General features: G+C 42.5%; 16 protein-coding genes. All 16 read right to left on the bottom strand.

The features are described 5' to 3' along the window. Positions 1-92: 92 nt before the first annotated feature. Positions 93-929 carry a class I SAM-dependent methyltransferase gene (locus SJW71_RS09895; RefSeq protein ID WP_274793552.1) on the bottom strand — a complete coding sequence of 279 codons (837 nt, stop codon included), beginning with the start codon at positions 927-929 and terminating at the stop codon, positions 93-95. Then, on the bottom strand, positions 926-2,425 hold the full coding sequence (locus SJW71_RS09890) for a cobyric acid synthase (RefSeq protein WP_274793553.1): 1,500 nt from the start codon (positions 2,423-2,425) through the stop codon (positions 926-928). The genes SJW71_RS09895 and SJW71_RS09890 overlap by 4 nt, the downstream gene beginning before the upstream one ends. A gap of 329 nt (positions 2,426-2,754) precedes the next feature. After that, complete coding sequence (locus SJW71_RS09885) at positions 2,755-3,291, bottom strand: cob(I)yrinic acid a,c-diamide adenosyltransferase (RefSeq protein WP_431812064.1); 537 nt, start codon at positions 3,289-3,291, stop codon at positions 2,755-2,757. Between the two features lie 13 nt (positions 3,292-3,304). Further along, a complete protein-coding gene (locus tag SJW71_RS09880) occupies positions 3,305-3,865 on the bottom strand; it encodes a nitroreductase family protein (protein WP_274793555.1) in 561 nt (186 codons plus the stop codon). A 33-nt stretch (positions 3,866-3,898) separates the two neighbouring features. After that, entirely contained in the window at positions 3,899-4,666 is a 768-nt protein-coding gene (cobA, locus tag SJW71_RS09875) for a uroporphyrinogen-III C-methyltransferase (protein ID WP_274793556.1), read from the bottom strand. After that, on the bottom strand, positions 4,663-5,301 hold the full coding sequence (locus tag SJW71_RS09870; protein ID WP_322605563.1) for a precorrin-2 dehydrogenase/sirohydrochlorin ferrochelatase family protein: 639 nt from the start codon (positions 5,299-5,301) through the stop codon (positions 4,663-4,665). The genes cobA and SJW71_RS09870 overlap by 4 nt, the downstream gene beginning before the upstream one ends. Next, positions 5,294-6,661 carry a cobyrinate a,c-diamide synthase gene (locus tag SJW71_RS09865; RefSeq protein WP_322611908.1) on the bottom strand — a complete coding sequence of 456 codons (1,368 nt, stop codon included), beginning with the start codon at positions 6,659-6,661 and terminating at the stop codon, positions 5,294-5,296. Before SJW71_RS09865 ends, SJW71_RS09870 begins: the two co-directional genes overlap by 8 nt. 11 nt (positions 6,662-6,672) lie before the next feature. Further along, positions 6,673-7,794 carry a cobalt-precorrin 5A hydrolase gene (locus SJW71_RS09860; protein WP_322605565.1) on the bottom strand — a complete coding sequence of 374 codons (1,122 nt, stop codon included), beginning with the start codon at positions 7,792-7,794 and terminating at the stop codon, positions 6,673-6,675. Beyond that, positions 7,787-8,572 carry a precorrin-4 C(11)-methyltransferase gene (cobM, locus tag SJW71_RS09855; protein WP_322605566.1) on the bottom strand — a complete coding sequence of 262 codons (786 nt, stop codon included), beginning with the start codon at positions 8,570-8,572 and terminating at the stop codon, positions 7,787-7,789. The genes SJW71_RS09860 and cobM overlap by 8 nt, the downstream gene beginning before the upstream one ends. After that, positions 8,572-9,279 (bottom strand): precorrin-2 C(20)-methyltransferase, encoded by a 708-nt coding sequence (gene cobI / locus SJW71_RS09850; RefSeq protein WP_274793560.1) that lies wholly within the window; start codon positions 9,277-9,279, stop codon positions 8,572-8,574. The genes cobM and cobI overlap by 1 nt, the downstream gene beginning before the upstream one ends. Then, positions 9,272-10,492 carry a precorrin-6y C5,15-methyltransferase (decarboxylating) subunit CbiE gene (gene cbiE / locus SJW71_RS09845; protein ID WP_274793561.1) on the bottom strand — a complete coding sequence of 407 codons (1,221 nt, stop codon included), beginning with the start codon at positions 10,490-10,492 and terminating at the stop codon, positions 9,272-9,274. The genes cobI and cbiE overlap by 8 nt, the downstream gene beginning before the upstream one ends. Further along, on the bottom strand, positions 10,449-11,582 hold the full coding sequence (locus SJW71_RS09840; RefSeq protein ID WP_274793562.1) for a cobalt-precorrin-5B (C(1))-methyltransferase: 1,134 nt from the start codon (positions 11,580-11,582) through the stop codon (positions 10,449-10,451). The genes cbiE and SJW71_RS09840 overlap by 44 nt, the downstream gene beginning before the upstream one ends. Further along, entirely contained in the window at positions 11,582-12,241 is a 660-nt protein-coding gene (locus tag SJW71_RS09835) for a precorrin-8X methylmutase (RefSeq protein WP_274793563.1), read from the bottom strand. The genes SJW71_RS09840 and SJW71_RS09835 overlap by 1 nt, the downstream gene beginning before the upstream one ends. 12 nt (positions 12,242-12,253) lie before the next feature. Next, entirely contained in the window at positions 12,254-13,015 is a 762-nt protein-coding gene (gene cobK / locus SJW71_RS09830; RefSeq protein ID WP_407134336.1) for a precorrin-6A reductase, read from the bottom strand. After that, entirely contained in the window at positions 13,012-13,926 is a 915-nt protein-coding gene (locus SJW71_RS09825; RefSeq protein ID WP_407134334.1) for a sirohydrochlorin chelatase, read from the bottom strand. The genes cobK and SJW71_RS09825 overlap by 4 nt, the downstream gene beginning before the upstream one ends. A gap of 15 nt (positions 13,927-13,941) precedes the next feature. Continuing rightward, positions 13,942-15,612: a precorrin-3B C(17)-methyltransferase gene (gene cobJ, locus SJW71_RS09820; RefSeq protein ID WP_431812063.1), complete on the bottom strand. Its 1,671-nt coding sequence runs from the start codon at positions 15,610-15,612 to the stop codon at positions 13,942-13,944.

The raw sequence follows: 15,612 nt of genomic DNA, 5'->3' as shown, positions 1-15,612 counted from the left end.
CCACCTCACTTCTTTTTTTATCATTTTATTGTACCTTATCATTCCCCATAAGAAAAACCTTTGGTGAATGGCCTTCTCCAAAGGTTTCTCGTTTATTTTGGTTGCCATGAAACAAGTGCTGCATGAAAATCATGACGATAATAATATCGACCATCCTTTTCTTCAATAAAAGGGAGGAGAGATTCCTCCACATGTGCTCGCTGGAAGTTCGTCGTTAGTATTTTTTTACTTTGCGTTGTTATAAGCTGTTCATAGCTTTCATATTCATAGACACGTTCCAGCGGGATAATTTGACAATCCGCATAGATATCCATTTCATACAGTAAATTCAAAAATTCTATATAATCTCTGCGCGGGAATTTGATCTCATAGCCATACTTTTCATATAATCGCTCGTAGTGTGGCTGTATAGGCCCTGTTGTCATCCCAATGATGGCACGCTTTTTTGCTAGTCGATTCATATGGTGTAAGGCAGATTTAATCTCATACATGCGGTAAAAGCAATTCACACCCAAGACGATATCATGCTGTTCCATTTCATCATTCTCTAGACTTTCCCATTTAGCATGAACATATGAAACGTGCTCCTGATGAGCCATGCATTGTTGTAAGTATTGTAAAATGCTTTCTGAGCTATCCACACATGTTAGCTTGTTTACTATCTCGGCTAATGGCAATGTATAATTACCCCAGCCTGGGCCAATTTCTAACACAGAATGCTGTGGTTCAATGCTTTTCTGAAGCTCCTGGAAAATACGTGCAGCATAAGGATCTGTTTGCCCCTTTTTTTTACGTGCAACAGACTGCGCCCAAAATTGCTCCTCTAGCTGATCATTCACCATACGCTCAGGCATATTACCATGCCAGTCCTTCATGCCTTCTTGCCATAAAGCCTCATAATTAATGGCTAACGGTCCTTTTCTCGTCATACAGATACCTCTAATGCTAAAATTTCATAAATCTTTTTCATATCAAGATTGGCTCGAACATGCTCGGCTAACATATTATAGGCATCTTCTCTTCGTTCGGCGTCACTTTTTACATCACTTGGTAAAGCTGCTAACCCTTTTTTTGCTCGTATTTCATTAACTAGCTGACGAGTGAATGTACGATTATGAAACAGGCCGTGGAAATACGTTCCTATCACTTGTTCATCACGACTAACCGCACCATCTTCTCTGCCATCCTCTAGCTGTAAGAACGGCGATACTTCATCACGTAAAATTTTCGTGCGTCCTAGATGAATTTCATAGCCTGTCAATGTGTCCTGTCCTCTTGTTCCTGTCATTTGTACCGTTTTTTTATTGCCTACAAAAATCGTTTCCATTGGCAATAAACCAAGACCATGAGCAGATTCACCATTTCCCTCTACCGCCTCAGGGTCTAGCAATGTTTCACCAAGCATTTGAAATCCACCGCAAATGCCGATTATTTTTGTTCCGCGCTCACGTAAATGATGGATGGCTTGATCGAAGCCTTGCTCTTTTAACCAAGCTAAATCATCCATAGTACTTTTTGTACCCGGCAGTATAAGCAAATCTGGTGTGCCAAGCTCGTTAACATGTCCAATTAAGCGTACACCTACTTCTGGCTCATCAAAAAATGGATCAATATCGGTGAAATTTGAAATACGTGGCAAACGAATCATCGCAACATCTACGGCAAACTCGCCACGTTTTGGCTTTTTAAAGCGCAGTGATGATAAAGCAAGGGAATCCTCTGCTTCAATATTGACATCTACATAAGGGATAACACCAAGAACCGGGATGCCTGTTTCACGCTCCACCCATGCTAAACCATCATCTAATAATTCACGCATGCCTCTAAATTTATTGATAACTAGTCCCTTGACACGTGCACGTTCATCATCATCTAACAATGCTAATGTACCAACAATCGAGGCAAAGACCCCACCACGATCAATATCAGCAACAAGCACTACTGCTGCATCTGCTAAATGCGCCATACGCATATTGGCAATATCGCGATCCTTTAAGTTAATCTCTGCTGGGCTACCTGCCCCCTCTAGCACAATAACATCATATGTATTTTGGAGTGTGCGTACTGATTTTTCAACGATCGGCATCGCTTCCTGAACAAAATTATTGCGGTAGCTTTTGGCATCCATATTTAAAAAATGCTTGCCATGGACAATGACCTCTGACATCATATCTTGCTTCGGTTTCAGCAGTATGGGATTCATATCAGTCGTCGCCACAACACGTGCTGCCTCGGCCTGTACCCCTTGTGCACGGCCGATTTCTCCACCATCAGCTGTTACAAATGAATTTAGGGCCATATTTTGTGATTTAAACGGCACTACATGAAATCCATCATCCGAAAATATACGACACAATGCCGTACATATCATACTTTTTCCAACATCGGAAGCGGTTCCTTGAATCATGATCGATTTTGCTGGCATAGTCACTTTCCTCCGTAATTATTGGTGTAACGCGGTTTATGCTCTGGCCCCGCGGGCATTCACCTTCACTTCGCGGGTATTCACTCTTACTTCGCGGGTATTTACCTTCACTTCGCGGGTATTCACCTTCACTCTGCGGGTGTTCACCTTCACTCTGCGGGTATTCACCTTCGCTCCGCGGGCATTCACCTTCACTCTGCGGGTATTCACCTTCACTCCGCGGGTATTCACCTTGCTTCGCGGGTATTCACCCTCACTCCGCGGGTATTTACCTTGCTTCGCGGGTATTCACCTTCGCTCCCAGGTATTACCCTTCATCCAACGGATTGTTAAAATTCTAGTCCTTTTACTGCTGGAATACCTTCATCATAATAGTGCTTTGTTGCATCGATGGTCGATACTAAATCAGCCATTGCTAGTAACGCAGGATGTGCGCTTCTTCCTGTGATGACAAGGTGCATGGTAGATGGGCGTTGCTGGATAGCCTCGATGACTTCTGCTAATGGTAGGACATCATCGATTGGAAACTTGCTAATCGCGAGTGCATTGTTTAATTCATCTAGTACCAATAAATCGAGGCTCTCATCTTGCAGAGCTGCCTTCGTTTTTATCCATGCCTTTGCTAAGGCAGTACGATGCTCCTCAGGTGTTTTTGTCCACGTAAAGCCAATACCCATCTGCTCCATCTCCACTCCAAGTTTACGAAGGGCAATTTGCTCTCCGTAAGTACGGTCGGGGGATTTGATGAACTGTAAATAGCGCACAGTTAAGCCTCGGCCAACCGCGCGTAATGTTACACCAAGTGATGCTGTCGTTTTACCTTTTCCTTCGCCTGTATATACTAAAAACAAGCCTTTTCTTGCCATGCTGTTAGCCTCCTTAGAGCCAAGTTGTCTTTTCTTCAAATGGCGTGCGCTTCTTGTCGTTCAGTTCTTGCTCTTGTGGGTACCCAATAAATATTGTTCCGACTACTTTTTGACTAGCACTTGCTCCAATAAATGCATGCATACGTGGATCATGAACAAGTCCGACACCACGTGTACGCCAGACAAAACCAAGTCCAAGCTCTTCAGCTGTCAGCCACATGGACATAATGGCACTACATACGGCAAAGACATTGTCTTGCGTTGCATCGGCATCACCTTCTACCACATCTGCTGTTACGACAATCGCTACAGGCGTTGTTTGGACAACCTTTAAAGAGCTTTCTACTAAATTCGGCTTTGTTGGGAAGCGCTCTTGTAAATAAGCACTCGCCATTGCCTCATAGCGCTTCATGGCTTCATCTTGGATGACATAAAAATGCCAAGGCTCACGCATACGGTCATTTGGCGCATAAGTTGCTGCCTGTAAAATTTGTTCAATTTTTTCCTTTTCTACTGGCTGCGTTGTGTAATTTCGAATTGCTCGTCGCTTTTTTAATGCTTCGATGACTGTCATATTACTTCCTCCTATTGCGCTTCAACTAAATGATTATGAAAAGGCAAGTCCCTGCTCTTCAAACCATTGAATTTTTTCTCGTACATTGACTACATCGCCAACTACAATCATAGAAGGATTATGATACCCTTCACGTTCAATAATGCCTGCAATCTCATCAAGTTGCCCTGTAATCGTTCGTTGTTGAGCAGTTGTGCCCCATTCAATGACTGCAACAGGCGTTGTTGCCTTACGTCCATTCTCGATTAATTTTCGAGCAATATAGGCAATATTGCCAACGCTCATATAAAAAGCAACGGTATCAATGCCAATTGCTAGTGCAGGCCAATTTAAGAAATCTTGCCCTTTTTCTTCACGACCATGGCCAGTCACAAGAGCAAAGCTTGTCGCAAAATCTCTATGTGTCACAGGAATCCCTGCATAAGCAGGAGCCGCAATTCCTGCTGTAATACCCGGAACGATTTCATACGAAATACCATGATTTTTTAGTATTTCTGCTTCTTCGGCACCTCGACCAAAGACAAAGGGATCGCCCCCTTTAAGGCGTGTGACAACCTTTCCTTGTTGTGCTTTTTCAACAAGTAATGCATTAATTTCATCTTGGATGAGATGATGCTTCCCTGGAAGTTTGCCGCAATAAACGAGCTCGGCATCCTTTTTTGCAAAATCAAGCAATGTAGGATTCACAAGACGGTCATAAGCGATGACATCCGCCTTTTGAATACATTCCAGGCCATACACAGTAATGAGCTTCGGATCTCCAGGGCCTGCCCCAACGATATATACGATTCCATCCTTCATTGCTTTTCTCCCATCAATAATTGTTGTAAATATGCTTCACGTTGATCGATTTCACCATGACGTGTCCATTCCAAAATGTTTGGCTCTAGCAATGCTTGCAATGCTGCACGTCTTTGTGGGCCCTTGTCATACTTTGCAGCAATCATTAACCTGGCTTGTTGTAAGAAGCATACATAGTCTTCATAGATTTCATCAAATTGATCTTCTAAATCTGCTTTAATTTTGCGGGCTAAAGCTGGGCTTGCTCCCGATGTTGAGACAGTTAATACCAATGGACCTCGGCGAACAATCGCTGGCGTAATGAAATCACTTTCACTTTGCTGATCTGTTCGATTAATTAATTGCCAATGCTGTGCAGCCTCTTGTACAGCTTCGTTAACAGCCGTCTCATTCGTTGCTGCAATAATGAGAATCGCATCATCCAAATCACGTGGTTCAAATTCCTTTTGCTTCCAAGTAATTTGCCCTGATTCAGCAAGTGGCTGTAATGTGTCATGGAGTGTAGGACTGACAATGACGATATGGGCCTTTGCTGGTAACAAGGATGCTACCTTCTGTGTTGCAACATGACCGCCACCTACAATCACAACTGTTTTATATTCTAAATTGATATGAATTGGAAAATAATTAGTCATCATTTTTCACCTTCTTACAAGCTGTTAACCAATTATCAACTAGCTTTGGGTTTGATACAAAATGGAAATGTGTGTAACCAGCCACCAAATTTCCCCTTTGATAGCCTTCTTGCTTTTTACCAAAACGTCCAATCGTTTCGTAGGCAGGGGTGTGAAGAGAGCCACTATATTTAGAATAATGGAATTCATGTCCTTTCGCTTGTTCCTCTGCACCGATTAAGAAATTATCCGCAGTACCAAAAATTTCACGATAGCCTAGTGCTGCTAATTTTGTTTGCATTGCTACTTCTCCTGGAATGACACCTACCATATCATAACGTTCACCATGGCTATTGGTAATCGCCTCTGTTAAATACATAAAGCCTCCACATTCTGCTAATGTTGGCAGACCTTTAGTGATAGCTTCACGTATCGAATTTTTCACAGCGGTATTTTTAGCAAGTGTCTCCGCAAATTCTTCAGGGAAGCCTCCACCAATATATAAGCCATCAGCTTGTGCTGGTACAGGTTCATTGGCAAGTGGTGAGAAGAATTGCAATGTCGCACCCTTCGCACGTAACAAAGCCAAATTTTCTTCATAATAAAAATTAAAGGCTGCATCTCTTGCCACAGCGAGACAAATATTTTGTGAAGGCTCTTCTCTAAATAGCTGACCGCATTCTTGAAGCATGGGAGCCCTTGTTAAATCAAGTAATTGATCTAAGTCAATGGTCTCAGCCATAAGGTCACCTAGTTTCTCAAAAAAGGAATCGAGCTCCCCTCTTTCAATGGCGGGCACTAAACCTAAATGACGACTTGGAATATCAATCCCTTCCTCCCGCTTTAGATAGCCAATGACAGGGATACCACATTCTTGTTCAATAGCGGCCTTGGCGATTTCGTAATGACCCACACTACCAACTTGGTTAGCAATAACGCCTACAATTCGTGGTTTATCTGAGAGCAATTGGAAGCCCTTTACAACAGCCGCCACACTACGTGCCATACTTGCACAATTGACTATTAAAATAACCGGACTCTCTGTCACTACACTAATATCTGCTGCAGAACCCGCATCTGATAATGGACTTTTGCCGTCGTAAAAGCCCATCACTCCTTCAATAATGGATACATCGGCATCTTTACTGGCACGTGCCACAATATCACGGACTGCTTCATGCGAGAACATCCAGCTATCAATATTACGTGAAACCCTGCCTGTTACAGCCGTATGATAGGTAGGATCGATATAATCAGGACCACATTTAAAGCCCTGCACAATGTTCCCTTTATTTTGTAGAGCTTTCATCAGACCAATAGTAAAGGTCGTTTTGCCTACGCCACTGCCCGTACCAGCCAGTACAAAACGATTTGTTTGCATGGACTTCCTCCTTAAAATAGGTATCTAGCAACTGAAATCGTAGCATTACCTGATTTTTTCTTTTCTAGAATGAGTGATTGGACCTGTGCATAGCGCATCGCCGCTGGTTCACTAACACCATATGCTCCTGTATATTTAAAAACCGTTTCTGAAGGTGATGGAAAGTCGATTTCATTTAATTCGGCCGGTGAATAGGTGATGAACTCCCAATCATATTTCTTTGTAATATCTATGAAACATGGCTCATCTTTCTTTAGATCAATTGTACATAACGCTCTTACACTTTTTTTCGAAAGTTTAAGCTCTGCCAACGTTTCATCAATTACTTGTTCAATTTCCTCTAAAGATGTACCACGATTACAGCCCATTCCTAGCACAATGGATTTTGGTCGATAAATAACACCATTTTCTAGAAGAATCTCTTCCTCTTGCTCGATAATTCGGTCTGTTATTAATAAGGTAGCATGAGGTTTGGCCTCAATGGCTGCCTGTGTAGATGGATATATTTTAATTTGCTCTGGCATTGGTGTGTCACGCATCCACCAATCACGTTCACCTGTTTCCTGCACGATCGCCACATGCTCCTCGTTGACGACAGAAGCACTAACAGGTGTCAATTTGTCGGCACTATCCCATACCCAGCCAAAACGTGCGCCAAATAAATCAACAGGAATGGTCTTTTGCACATCAGAAGCAGTTGTAATGATCGGATTAGCACCAAGTGCAGCTGCCACTTCATGTGTTAGCTCATTGGCCCCACCCAGATGCCCCGATAAGACACTAATAACGTTTTCGCCTCGATCATCTATGACGACAACACCAGGATCTGTCTTTTTATCTTTTAAAATCGGCGCAATCATTCGTACGACTGCACCAAGTGAAATGATTAATATCAACCCTTTGTATTGCTTAAATAGCGTCGGCAATAATAAGCGTACTGTGCCCGTAAATAGTTGAATATGCCTTTCTGCTTCATCACCTTGTTCAAATTTGCTCATGTAATATAAATCACTGGCTGCAAATGTTTGCTGTAGGCGACGTCCAATTTGAACACCGTGCTTAGTAATCGCCACAACAGCATAGGGATTGCGTTGATCAACTTCTGGTAACACGCCCTCTTGTAACTCAATCACTTGTCTTCACACCTTTTCTAAAGCCATGTGTAAAGGTTGCATCATACAACTTTGAGCGATATTGGTCCTTATCATGAATAGTCGGATCTAACGCCCAACCTGCTAGAATCATGGCATGCTTACGAATACCGTTAACACGCATCGCTTCATCTAATTCTACTAATGTCGTACGGACTATTTTTTGATCTGGCCATGAGGCACGTTGAATTACCGCTACTGGCGTATCGTCAGCCCAGCCAGCACTTTGTAGTTCCTTGACAATTTTCTTTGTAAGCGTTGCACTTAAAAATAAAGCAATTGTACAATGATGACTCGCTAAATCACGAAGCTTTTCAAATTCCGGCACAGGTGTACGCCCTTCAGCACGTGTTAAAATAAGTGTTTGTGTTAAATCAGGAATGGTTAGCTCAGCACCAATAGCCGCTGCCGATGCAAATACAGAGCTGACTCCAGGAATGACCTCATAGCCAATGCCTTCTTTTTTTAAAAGTGCCACTTGCTCCATAATCGCACCATACATCGCTGGGTCACCTGTATGCATACGTGCCACTACTTTCCCAGCATTAACGCGATCAACCATCACAGCCACCATTTCCTCTAAATGCATACCCGCCGTCCGAATGACCTCTGCATCAGGTCTCGCTTTCGCAATGAGGTCTTCACTCACTAATGAATCTGTATACATCACAACGTCCGCTGTTTGTAACATATGTAAACCTTTAACAGTAATTAAATCTGGATCACCTGGACCAGCGCCGACTATATAGATTTTTTTCATTATTTACGCACCACCATTAATGTTAAATATTCTAAATCGACACCATCTAGCTCCCGTACATCCCAAATGACTTCTTCATCTGATGTTACTTTTGTCACCACAGAAGCTTTATCAAGTAAATCTAGATCACGTAGCACCTCAAGCATTAAATCAATTACTTTTGCCACTTTTATAAAGACAACTGCATCATGGCTTTCAATGGCTTCACGCATTGCCTCATAATCATCATACGCAGGGATAATTGCAACACGGTCATCACCATCCGCTAGCGCAATTCCTAGACGAGATGCGGAACCATTGAATGAGGATATCCCTGGAACTGTACGGATTTCTACATCCGGATGCATCTCCTGCATTAATTTCATCATATGGATGAACGTACTATATAATAATGGATCACCTTCTGTGACAAAGGCTACATCCTTGCCCTCTTGTAATTTTTCGTAAACTAGTTCTACAGACTTTGTCCATTCACGTTCTAGAACAGCCTCATCTTTAGTCATTGGAAAGACAAGCCCCAGCATATCTTTTTCGTCAGGGTTTATATACACATCTACAATACGATGGGCATAGCTTTTACTACCTCTTAGCTTTTTTGGATAGGCAATAACAGGAGATTCCTGGATCACACGAAATGCCTTCACTGTAATTAATTCTGGATCGCCAGGACCGACGCCCAAGCCATATAAAACACCTAGATTACTCATGATTTTCTTCCTTTCGATAAGCCGAAATAATATATATTGGATTTAATGGTACAAAGCGTGTCATATCTAAAATAGGTTTGCTGCGTGCAAGCTGAGCCTGTAAAATGTCAACCGCAAAACCACAAGCCTTAAATGCCTCAACGGCTTTATATAAATTTTCAATTGTCGCTGCATTTAACACAATGCGCCCATTTGGCTTTAAACGCTGACAGCATAATTGCAGTAACTCAACCATTTCCCCACCAGTGCCACCAATGAAAATGGCATCAGGGTCAGGAAAGTTGTCTAGTCCTTGTGGTGCTTTACTATGAATAGCCGTTATATCGACTCGAAACTTTTGCTGATTTTGAAGACAGTTTTCTAAATCAGGTGCATTTTTTTCTACTGCAAATACTTGTCCCTCTGGAGCCAGTTTACCTGCCTCAATAGCCATAGAACCCGTACACGTGCCGATATCCCAAATAACACTATCCTTTTGAAGCTGCATCGCTTGTAAACTTAAAACACGAATTTCTTTTTTCGTAATAAGCCCCTTATCTGGCTTTCGTTGTGAAAACTCCTCATCATCTATCCCGAGTGTATAGCATTTTGGTTCCATTGTTTGCTTTAAAATCACGACGTTCAACGGAGAAAAATGACCGACTTCCATTTCATCAAGCGAGTACCAGCCGTATTTTTCATGAACACCCTGTAAGTTTTCTGCTACAAACGCACGGTATTCCGTCATACCAAAATGCTTTAAATAACGAGCAAGGGCATTTGGACTATTTTCTGCATCTGTTAAAAGCGCTACTTTCTTTTTCCCATCAATCTTTTGTGCCAAGCCTTTCATTGGTCGACCATGAATACTCGTTACATAAGCATCCTGCCAGCTTTCTCCCATCTTCGCAAAAGCAAGCTGGAGGGAGCTCATATAAGGGTAAATCTCTATGTCAAGCTTTTTCGCAAGATAGCTCCCAATACCATAAAATAATGGATCGCCAGAGGCCAGGATGACTGTATTTCTAGTTTCTTCTGACAATCTCTCAACAAGTGTTGAAAGTCCTCCTTTGATGGTGATTTTTTCACCTGCAAAGTCTGGGAAAAATTCAAGGACACGTTCACCCCCAACCAGTACCTCACAGTTTTCAATCAACTGCAGATATTGAGGGTATAAGCTTGCTAATCCGTTATCCCCGATCCCAATCAATTTCATCGATCGATGCAATGTCATCAGCCCTTCCTAATAATTGTCCCTGCATCGAATAGATCGATGTAGAAAGCGTTAAACCACCCTTTATATGACGGATGGATGAGTAGCAGCAAGCCTCACATAAATGATGGAAAAATGCATCATAGCCCTTGTCCATCATTATTTCTCCTACTTGTGACGCTGTGTTGGCTTCACGTACTTGTGCTATTGTTTCTTCATTTGCTCCTATATCTACTGCCAGTTGCGCTAAAAAATTAAAGTCAATGGGTGCACTTTTGGAATGCACCATCATCACGCCTTGTGCCACCTTCGAGAATTTTCCCATCATGCCAACAAGAGAAACTTGTTTGATGCCGAGTCGCTTACAATGTTTTAATGTAAAGCCGACAAAATCACCCATTTCAATAAAGGCCTCTTCTGGTAAATGAGGATATTGTTTCATCGCAAATTTTTCACTGCGACCACCTGTTGTTACCACGACATGCTCACAGCCTGCCTCTTTGGCAACGCTAATGGCTTGAACAATACTTGCCATATAGGCTGAACTTGAAAAAGGCACGACGGTTCCCCTTGTGCCTAAGATCGAGATGCCCCCAAGTATACCGAGTCGTCCATTTAACGTCTTTTTAGCAATCTCCTCTCCCTTCGGTACAGAAATCACCACATTCACGCCTCTTGTAATGTGAAATTCGTCCAGAACACCTTGGACAGTACTAACAATCATTTTACGTGGTACAGGGTTAATGGCTGCCTCGCCGACAGCTACTGGCAAGCCTGGCTTTGTTACACGCCCGACACCAATTCCTCCATCTAAATGGATGCCTGGTGTATCTGCCCAGCTTACTGTGCCAACGATGAGTGCCTGATGTGTGGCATCAGGGTCATCGCCAGCATCTTTAATCGTTTCACAGCTCACTGCATTTTCCTCAAAGGTGCATTTTTCAATGGTAAAGGTTGCATCCCGACCAATAGGTAAATGAATGGTACTTGTCTCTTGTTCTTCCTTCGTAATAAGGGCCAGTAATGCTGCCTTTGATACTGCCGTCGCACAGGCTCCCGTCGTATAACCGTGACGCATGTCCTTGGGATCCTTTTTGGGCTTCCGCTCCATTATTTTTTCGCCTGCTCATCCGCTAAGAGTGAGATGGCGTTTAATGCGGCAACCGTCACTGTACTACCGCCTTTACGGCCAACATTTGTAATGTACGGAATACCTTCCAGTTTGAGCAACTCTTCTTTCGACTCAGCAGCTGACACGAAACCAACTGGCATCCCGATAATTAAATCTGGTTTTGCTAAGCCTTCCTTAATTAAACGAATCAATTCCAGTAATGCTGTTGGTGCATTACCGATTGCATAAATACCACCTTCATGCAACTTAGAAGCCTTTTGCATAGAAATGATGGCACGTGTTGTATTTTGTTTTTTCGCTTCTACTGCTACATCCTCATCTGCAATATAGCAATGCAGATCACCACCGTGCTTTTGGAAACGTTTTTTACCAGATCCACTTTCAATCATTTGGACATCGGCAATGACATGACGACCAGCAAGGATCGACTTAATACCCGCTTCAATGGCGCCGGGAGTAATAATGACACTACGACCTAGTTCGAAATCAGCCGATGCATGGATAATACGACGTACAATCTTCCATTCATCTTCGGAGAAGTCATGCTCACCCATCTCCTCTGCAATAATCGAGAAACTATAGTCGTAAATTTTATCTGGGTCTACTGTTAACGGTTTGAAATCTGTTTTAAAATCCATGGATAATGCCTCCTAAATTGTATGTTGAACAGCCTGTAAGACTTCTTCAAATGTTGAATATTGTTGCCCATATTGAATATTGGGTCTTGCTATCAAAATTGTTTCAATATTACAGGCAAGAGCTGCCTCTAGCTTTTCATCAACCGAACCGACTTTACCGCTTTCTTTGGTAATCATCAAAGTGACCCCATATTGACGAAAAAGGGCTTCATTTAATTCCTTTGAAAATGGACCTTGAATGGCTACAATATCACGTTGTGCAACACCAAGTGCCTCACATTTTTCCATATTGTCCAATCTAGGTAGCATGCGAGCGATCACTCTTGTATTTTCTAAGCCTTGTAAAACCTTTGTAAATGTCGCAAGTGTTTTACTACCTGTTGTCAACATGATGACACCGCGTTTTTCTGCTGCTAGCTTGGCTGCCTCCTCATAATCCTTCACCACAGTAATAAGTGGATGCGTATAATGCTCATGCGCACGTTCATAACGGATATAAGGTACTTGCGCCTGTTTAGCTGCAGCCATTGCATTTTTCGAGGCTTCCTCTGCAAAGGGGTGGGAAGCATCTACTACCAATTGATAGCCCTGGTCCAAAATAATGGTCGCCATTTCTTCCGCTGTCAATCGACCTATTAAATGTGGCAAACCAACATCAGCAAGACTTGAAGCTGCCGATTCTGTTACAACTGTGGCGGTTACAGCATGGCCTGCACTTTGTAAGGCAAGAGCTAGATCCCTTGCATCACTCGTCCCTGCTAACATGAAAATCATTTTACCGGCTCCTCTTCATGATGATGCTCGTGATGTTCGTGATCATGATGGTGGTGGTGGTCGTGACCATGATCGTGATCGTGATGATGGTGATGATGGGCATGTCCATGAACCGCCGCATAGGCGCGATAATTTTCTAAATCTTGCATCCCTGTTGATGTACCGTTAACTGCTTGCTCAATACGCTCTAATAAAACATTTTGTAATCGTTCGTGGTAGCCAAAATAGTTAGCAATTTGAATATCACACGCTGGATATTGCTCATTAAATTTCTTACACATATCATTCATACGTTCCATTAAAATCCCTGTGAATAAAAAATAAGGAAGCATAACAATTTTTTTAGCACCTAGCTTGACACAGCGCTCGATCCCTTCTTCGACACGAGGATCCGTTACACCCATAAAAGCGCTTTCCACATATTTAACAGGTAGCTCCTCCCATAAAAGACGAGTAATTTTATAAAAATCACCATTTGCAGATGGATCACTGCCACCTCGTGCAATTAATAAAATTGCTGTATCTTGCTCTTCCTGTTCCGCATTAAAACCAATTTCAGCGAGACGATCTTGTAATATCGCAAAGATTTCTTCATGAATTCCAATTGTTTGACCGTACGTGAAAGTAATATTCGGGTAATGCTCACGCGCATGCTCGATCTCTGCTGGAATATGTAGCTTCGAATGACCAGCATGCAGTAAAATGATCGGTATTACATGAACCTCTGTCGCGCCCTTCTTCACGCAGTTCGTAATACCCTCTTCAATATTTGGTGAAGCAAATTCAAGGAAACAAGTTTCCACTAAAAACTTTTCATCAATACGAGGCTTCATTTGCTCGATAAATGTACGTACCTCATCATTCCCTGCTGCTAAACGGCTCCCATGGCCGACAAATAAAATCGCTTTCATCTCTTTTCTCCTTACCTAGTCGCCGCACGGAGCTGGCTCTACTTTTATTTTGGAAGACATATCTTGATACGTATAATGCAGTATCTTTTTCACACGTTTAAAGTATTTAAACAAGCGTTCATTTGGATGAGCATTTGCTTTATATTCTTCAATAATGTCTGTAATAAGTGGGAGTAGCTGTTCAGGCTCCAACCCTTCTACAACTGGCTGCGCTGCATGAGCCGTACGACCGACTGGCTTTGCTCCAATAAAAACATCAAATTTACTTTTACGATAGACGATGCCAATATCATCAAATACAGCTCGATAACAGGCCATACCACAGCCATTGAAGCCAATATTTAATGTTTTAGGTAAGGACATGCCGCCTAGTTTTTCTTGTATTTCTTCCGCATATGGAATGGAATCAGCCTTTTCACCGTAGCAAAAATCACAAGCCTTCAATGACAGGACATCCCCAATAGGCGCTAATAAAAAGCCTACTTCCTGTAATTTCTCTGTAATGCGTTCAGGCTCTGTCGTCGGAATTTTTAAGTGGATTTGATGGTCTGGCGTATATTCCATCGTGCCCTCTTCTCCAACCACCTCTGCTAATGTCATCATTTGCTGTGGTGTGAAAAACTTATTGGCTACCCCTGGACTTACTGCTAGCTCAAAAATAGATTCTATTTTTTGCTGCACAAGCTTCGGCGGCGTGACCTTAATTGCACTTGTTCCTTTCACCATGGCGAGTGCCGCTGTTGCCATTTCAAGCGCTGTTTTTTTCGGCCGAGGCGTAGCCGCTACACTGGGTTTATTAAATCGGCCAGCATTAGGGTCTGCTGCAAAGTCATCACGTGCAGTCCCTGTCTCTTGGTTCATTGCCCACGGCTCATTTTCTTCACGTAAACGCTGATGTGGTCGTAATGGCTGTTTTTCTTCCCCAAGTGTATATTTACGCTGGTAGCCACGTGGCGTAATCATTTTATTATCATAGAAAAATGTTGATGAATTCCCGATAATCACGGTTGTCAGCATACCAATATCATGTTCGAGCATTTCTGCTAATGTTGTCATCGTCACTTCCTGACGTTCTCTATAGGCACTTTTTACAAGTCCTACTGGTGTGTCTGGCGAGCGATATTCTAAGAGAATTCGTTGTGCTTCTACAATTTGTCTTGTTCTCCTACCACTTTTAGGATTGTATAAAGCAATAACAAAATCAGCCATTGCAGCAGCCTCGACACGCTTTGCAATTAAATTCCATGGTGTTAGGTGATCACTCAGACTAATGGTACAAGCATCATGCATAATCGGAGCCCCTAGTAAACTAGCACATGAATTGATTGCTGAAATACCAGGAACTATTTCTACTTCAATGCCTGTAGCTTCTGTCCAGCCTAATTCGATTAACACTTCGTACACTAATCCCGCCATACCATAGACGCCAGCATCCCCACTCGAAATTACGGAGACGATGCTGCCTGATTCTGCTTGACGAACAGCCTCTTGAGCACGTGATACCTCTTCTGTCATTCCGGTACTGACAATAGACTTTGCACTGACTAAATCTTGAATAAGCTCTACATAGGTTTTATAGCCTATGATCATATCACTTTGTTGTAAAGCCTCTACTGCTCGTGTCGTAATATGCTTAAAATCTCCAGGTCCAAAGCCCACTACGAAAATTTTCCCTTTTTGCGCCAT

Source organism: Lysinibacillus sp. FW12 (genome assembly GCF_050817245.1).
Classification (GTDB): Bacteria; Bacillota; Bacilli; order Bacillales_A; family Planococcaceae; genus Lysinibacillus; species Lysinibacillus irui.
The sequence above is the reverse complement of the archived record's forward strand: the minus strand, read 5'-3'. Positions and strand labels throughout refer to the sequence as shown.

What these genes read in the sequence shown, in the direction of transcription:
- SJW71_RS09895 (WP_274793552.1), bottom strand. Translation starts at nt 929, where the DNA reads ATGACGAGAAAAGGACCGTTAGCCATTAATTATGAGGCTTTATGGCAA.
- SJW71_RS09890 (WP_274793553.1), bottom strand. Translation starts at nt 2,425, where the DNA reads ATGCCAGCAAAATCGATCATGATTCAAGGAACCGCTTCCGATGTTGGA.
- SJW71_RS09885 (WP_431812064.1), bottom strand. Translation starts at nt 3,291, where the DNA reads ATGGCAAGAAAAGGCTTGTTTTTAGTATATACAGGCGAAGGAAAAGGT.
- SJW71_RS09880 (WP_274793555.1), bottom strand. Translation starts at nt 3,865, where the DNA reads ATGACAGTCATCGAAGCATTAAAAAAGCGACGAGCAATTCGAAATTAC.
- cobA (WP_274793556.1), bottom strand. Translation starts at nt 4,666, where the DNA reads ATGAAGGATGGAATCGTATATATCGTTGGGGCAGGCCCTGGAGATCCG.
- SJW71_RS09870 (WP_322605563.1), bottom strand. Translation starts at nt 5,301, where the DNA reads ATGACTAATTATTTTCCAATTCATATCAATTTAGAATATAAAACAGTT.
- SJW71_RS09865 (WP_322611908.1), bottom strand. Translation starts at nt 6,661, where the DNA reads ATGCAAACAAATCGTTTTGTACTGGCTGGTACGGGCAGTGGCGTAGGC.
- cobM (WP_322605566.1), bottom strand. Translation starts at nt 8,572, where the DNA reads ATGAAAAAAATCTATATAGTCGGCGCTGGTCCAGGTGATCCAGATTTA.
- cobI (WP_274793560.1), bottom strand. Translation starts at nt 9,279, where the DNA reads ATGAGTAATCTAGGTGTTTTATATGGCTTGGGCGTCGGTCCTGGCGAT.
- cbiE (WP_274793561.1), bottom strand. Translation starts at nt 10,492, where the DNA reads ATGACATTGCATCGATCGATGAAATTGATTGGGATCGGGGATAACGGA.
- SJW71_RS09840 (WP_274793562.1), bottom strand. Translation starts at nt 11,582, where the DNA reads ATGGAGCGGAAGCCCAAAAAGGATCCCAAGGACATGCGTCACGGTTAT.
- SJW71_RS09835 (WP_274793563.1), bottom strand. Translation starts at nt 12,241, where the DNA reads ATGGATTTTAAAACAGATTTCAAACCGTTAACAGTAGACCCAGATAAA.
- cobK (WP_407134336.1), bottom strand. Translation starts at nt 13,015, where the DNA reads ATGATTTTCATGTTAGCAGGGACGAGTGATGCAAGGGATCTAGCTCTT.
- SJW71_RS09825 (WP_407134334.1), bottom strand. Translation starts at nt 13,926, where the DNA reads ATGAAAGCGATTTTATTTGTCGGCCATGGGAGCCGTTTAGCAGCAGGG.
- cobJ (WP_431812063.1), bottom strand. Translation starts at nt 15,612, where the DNA reads ATGGCGCAAAAAGGGAAAATTTTCGTAGTGGGCTTTGGACCTGGAGAT.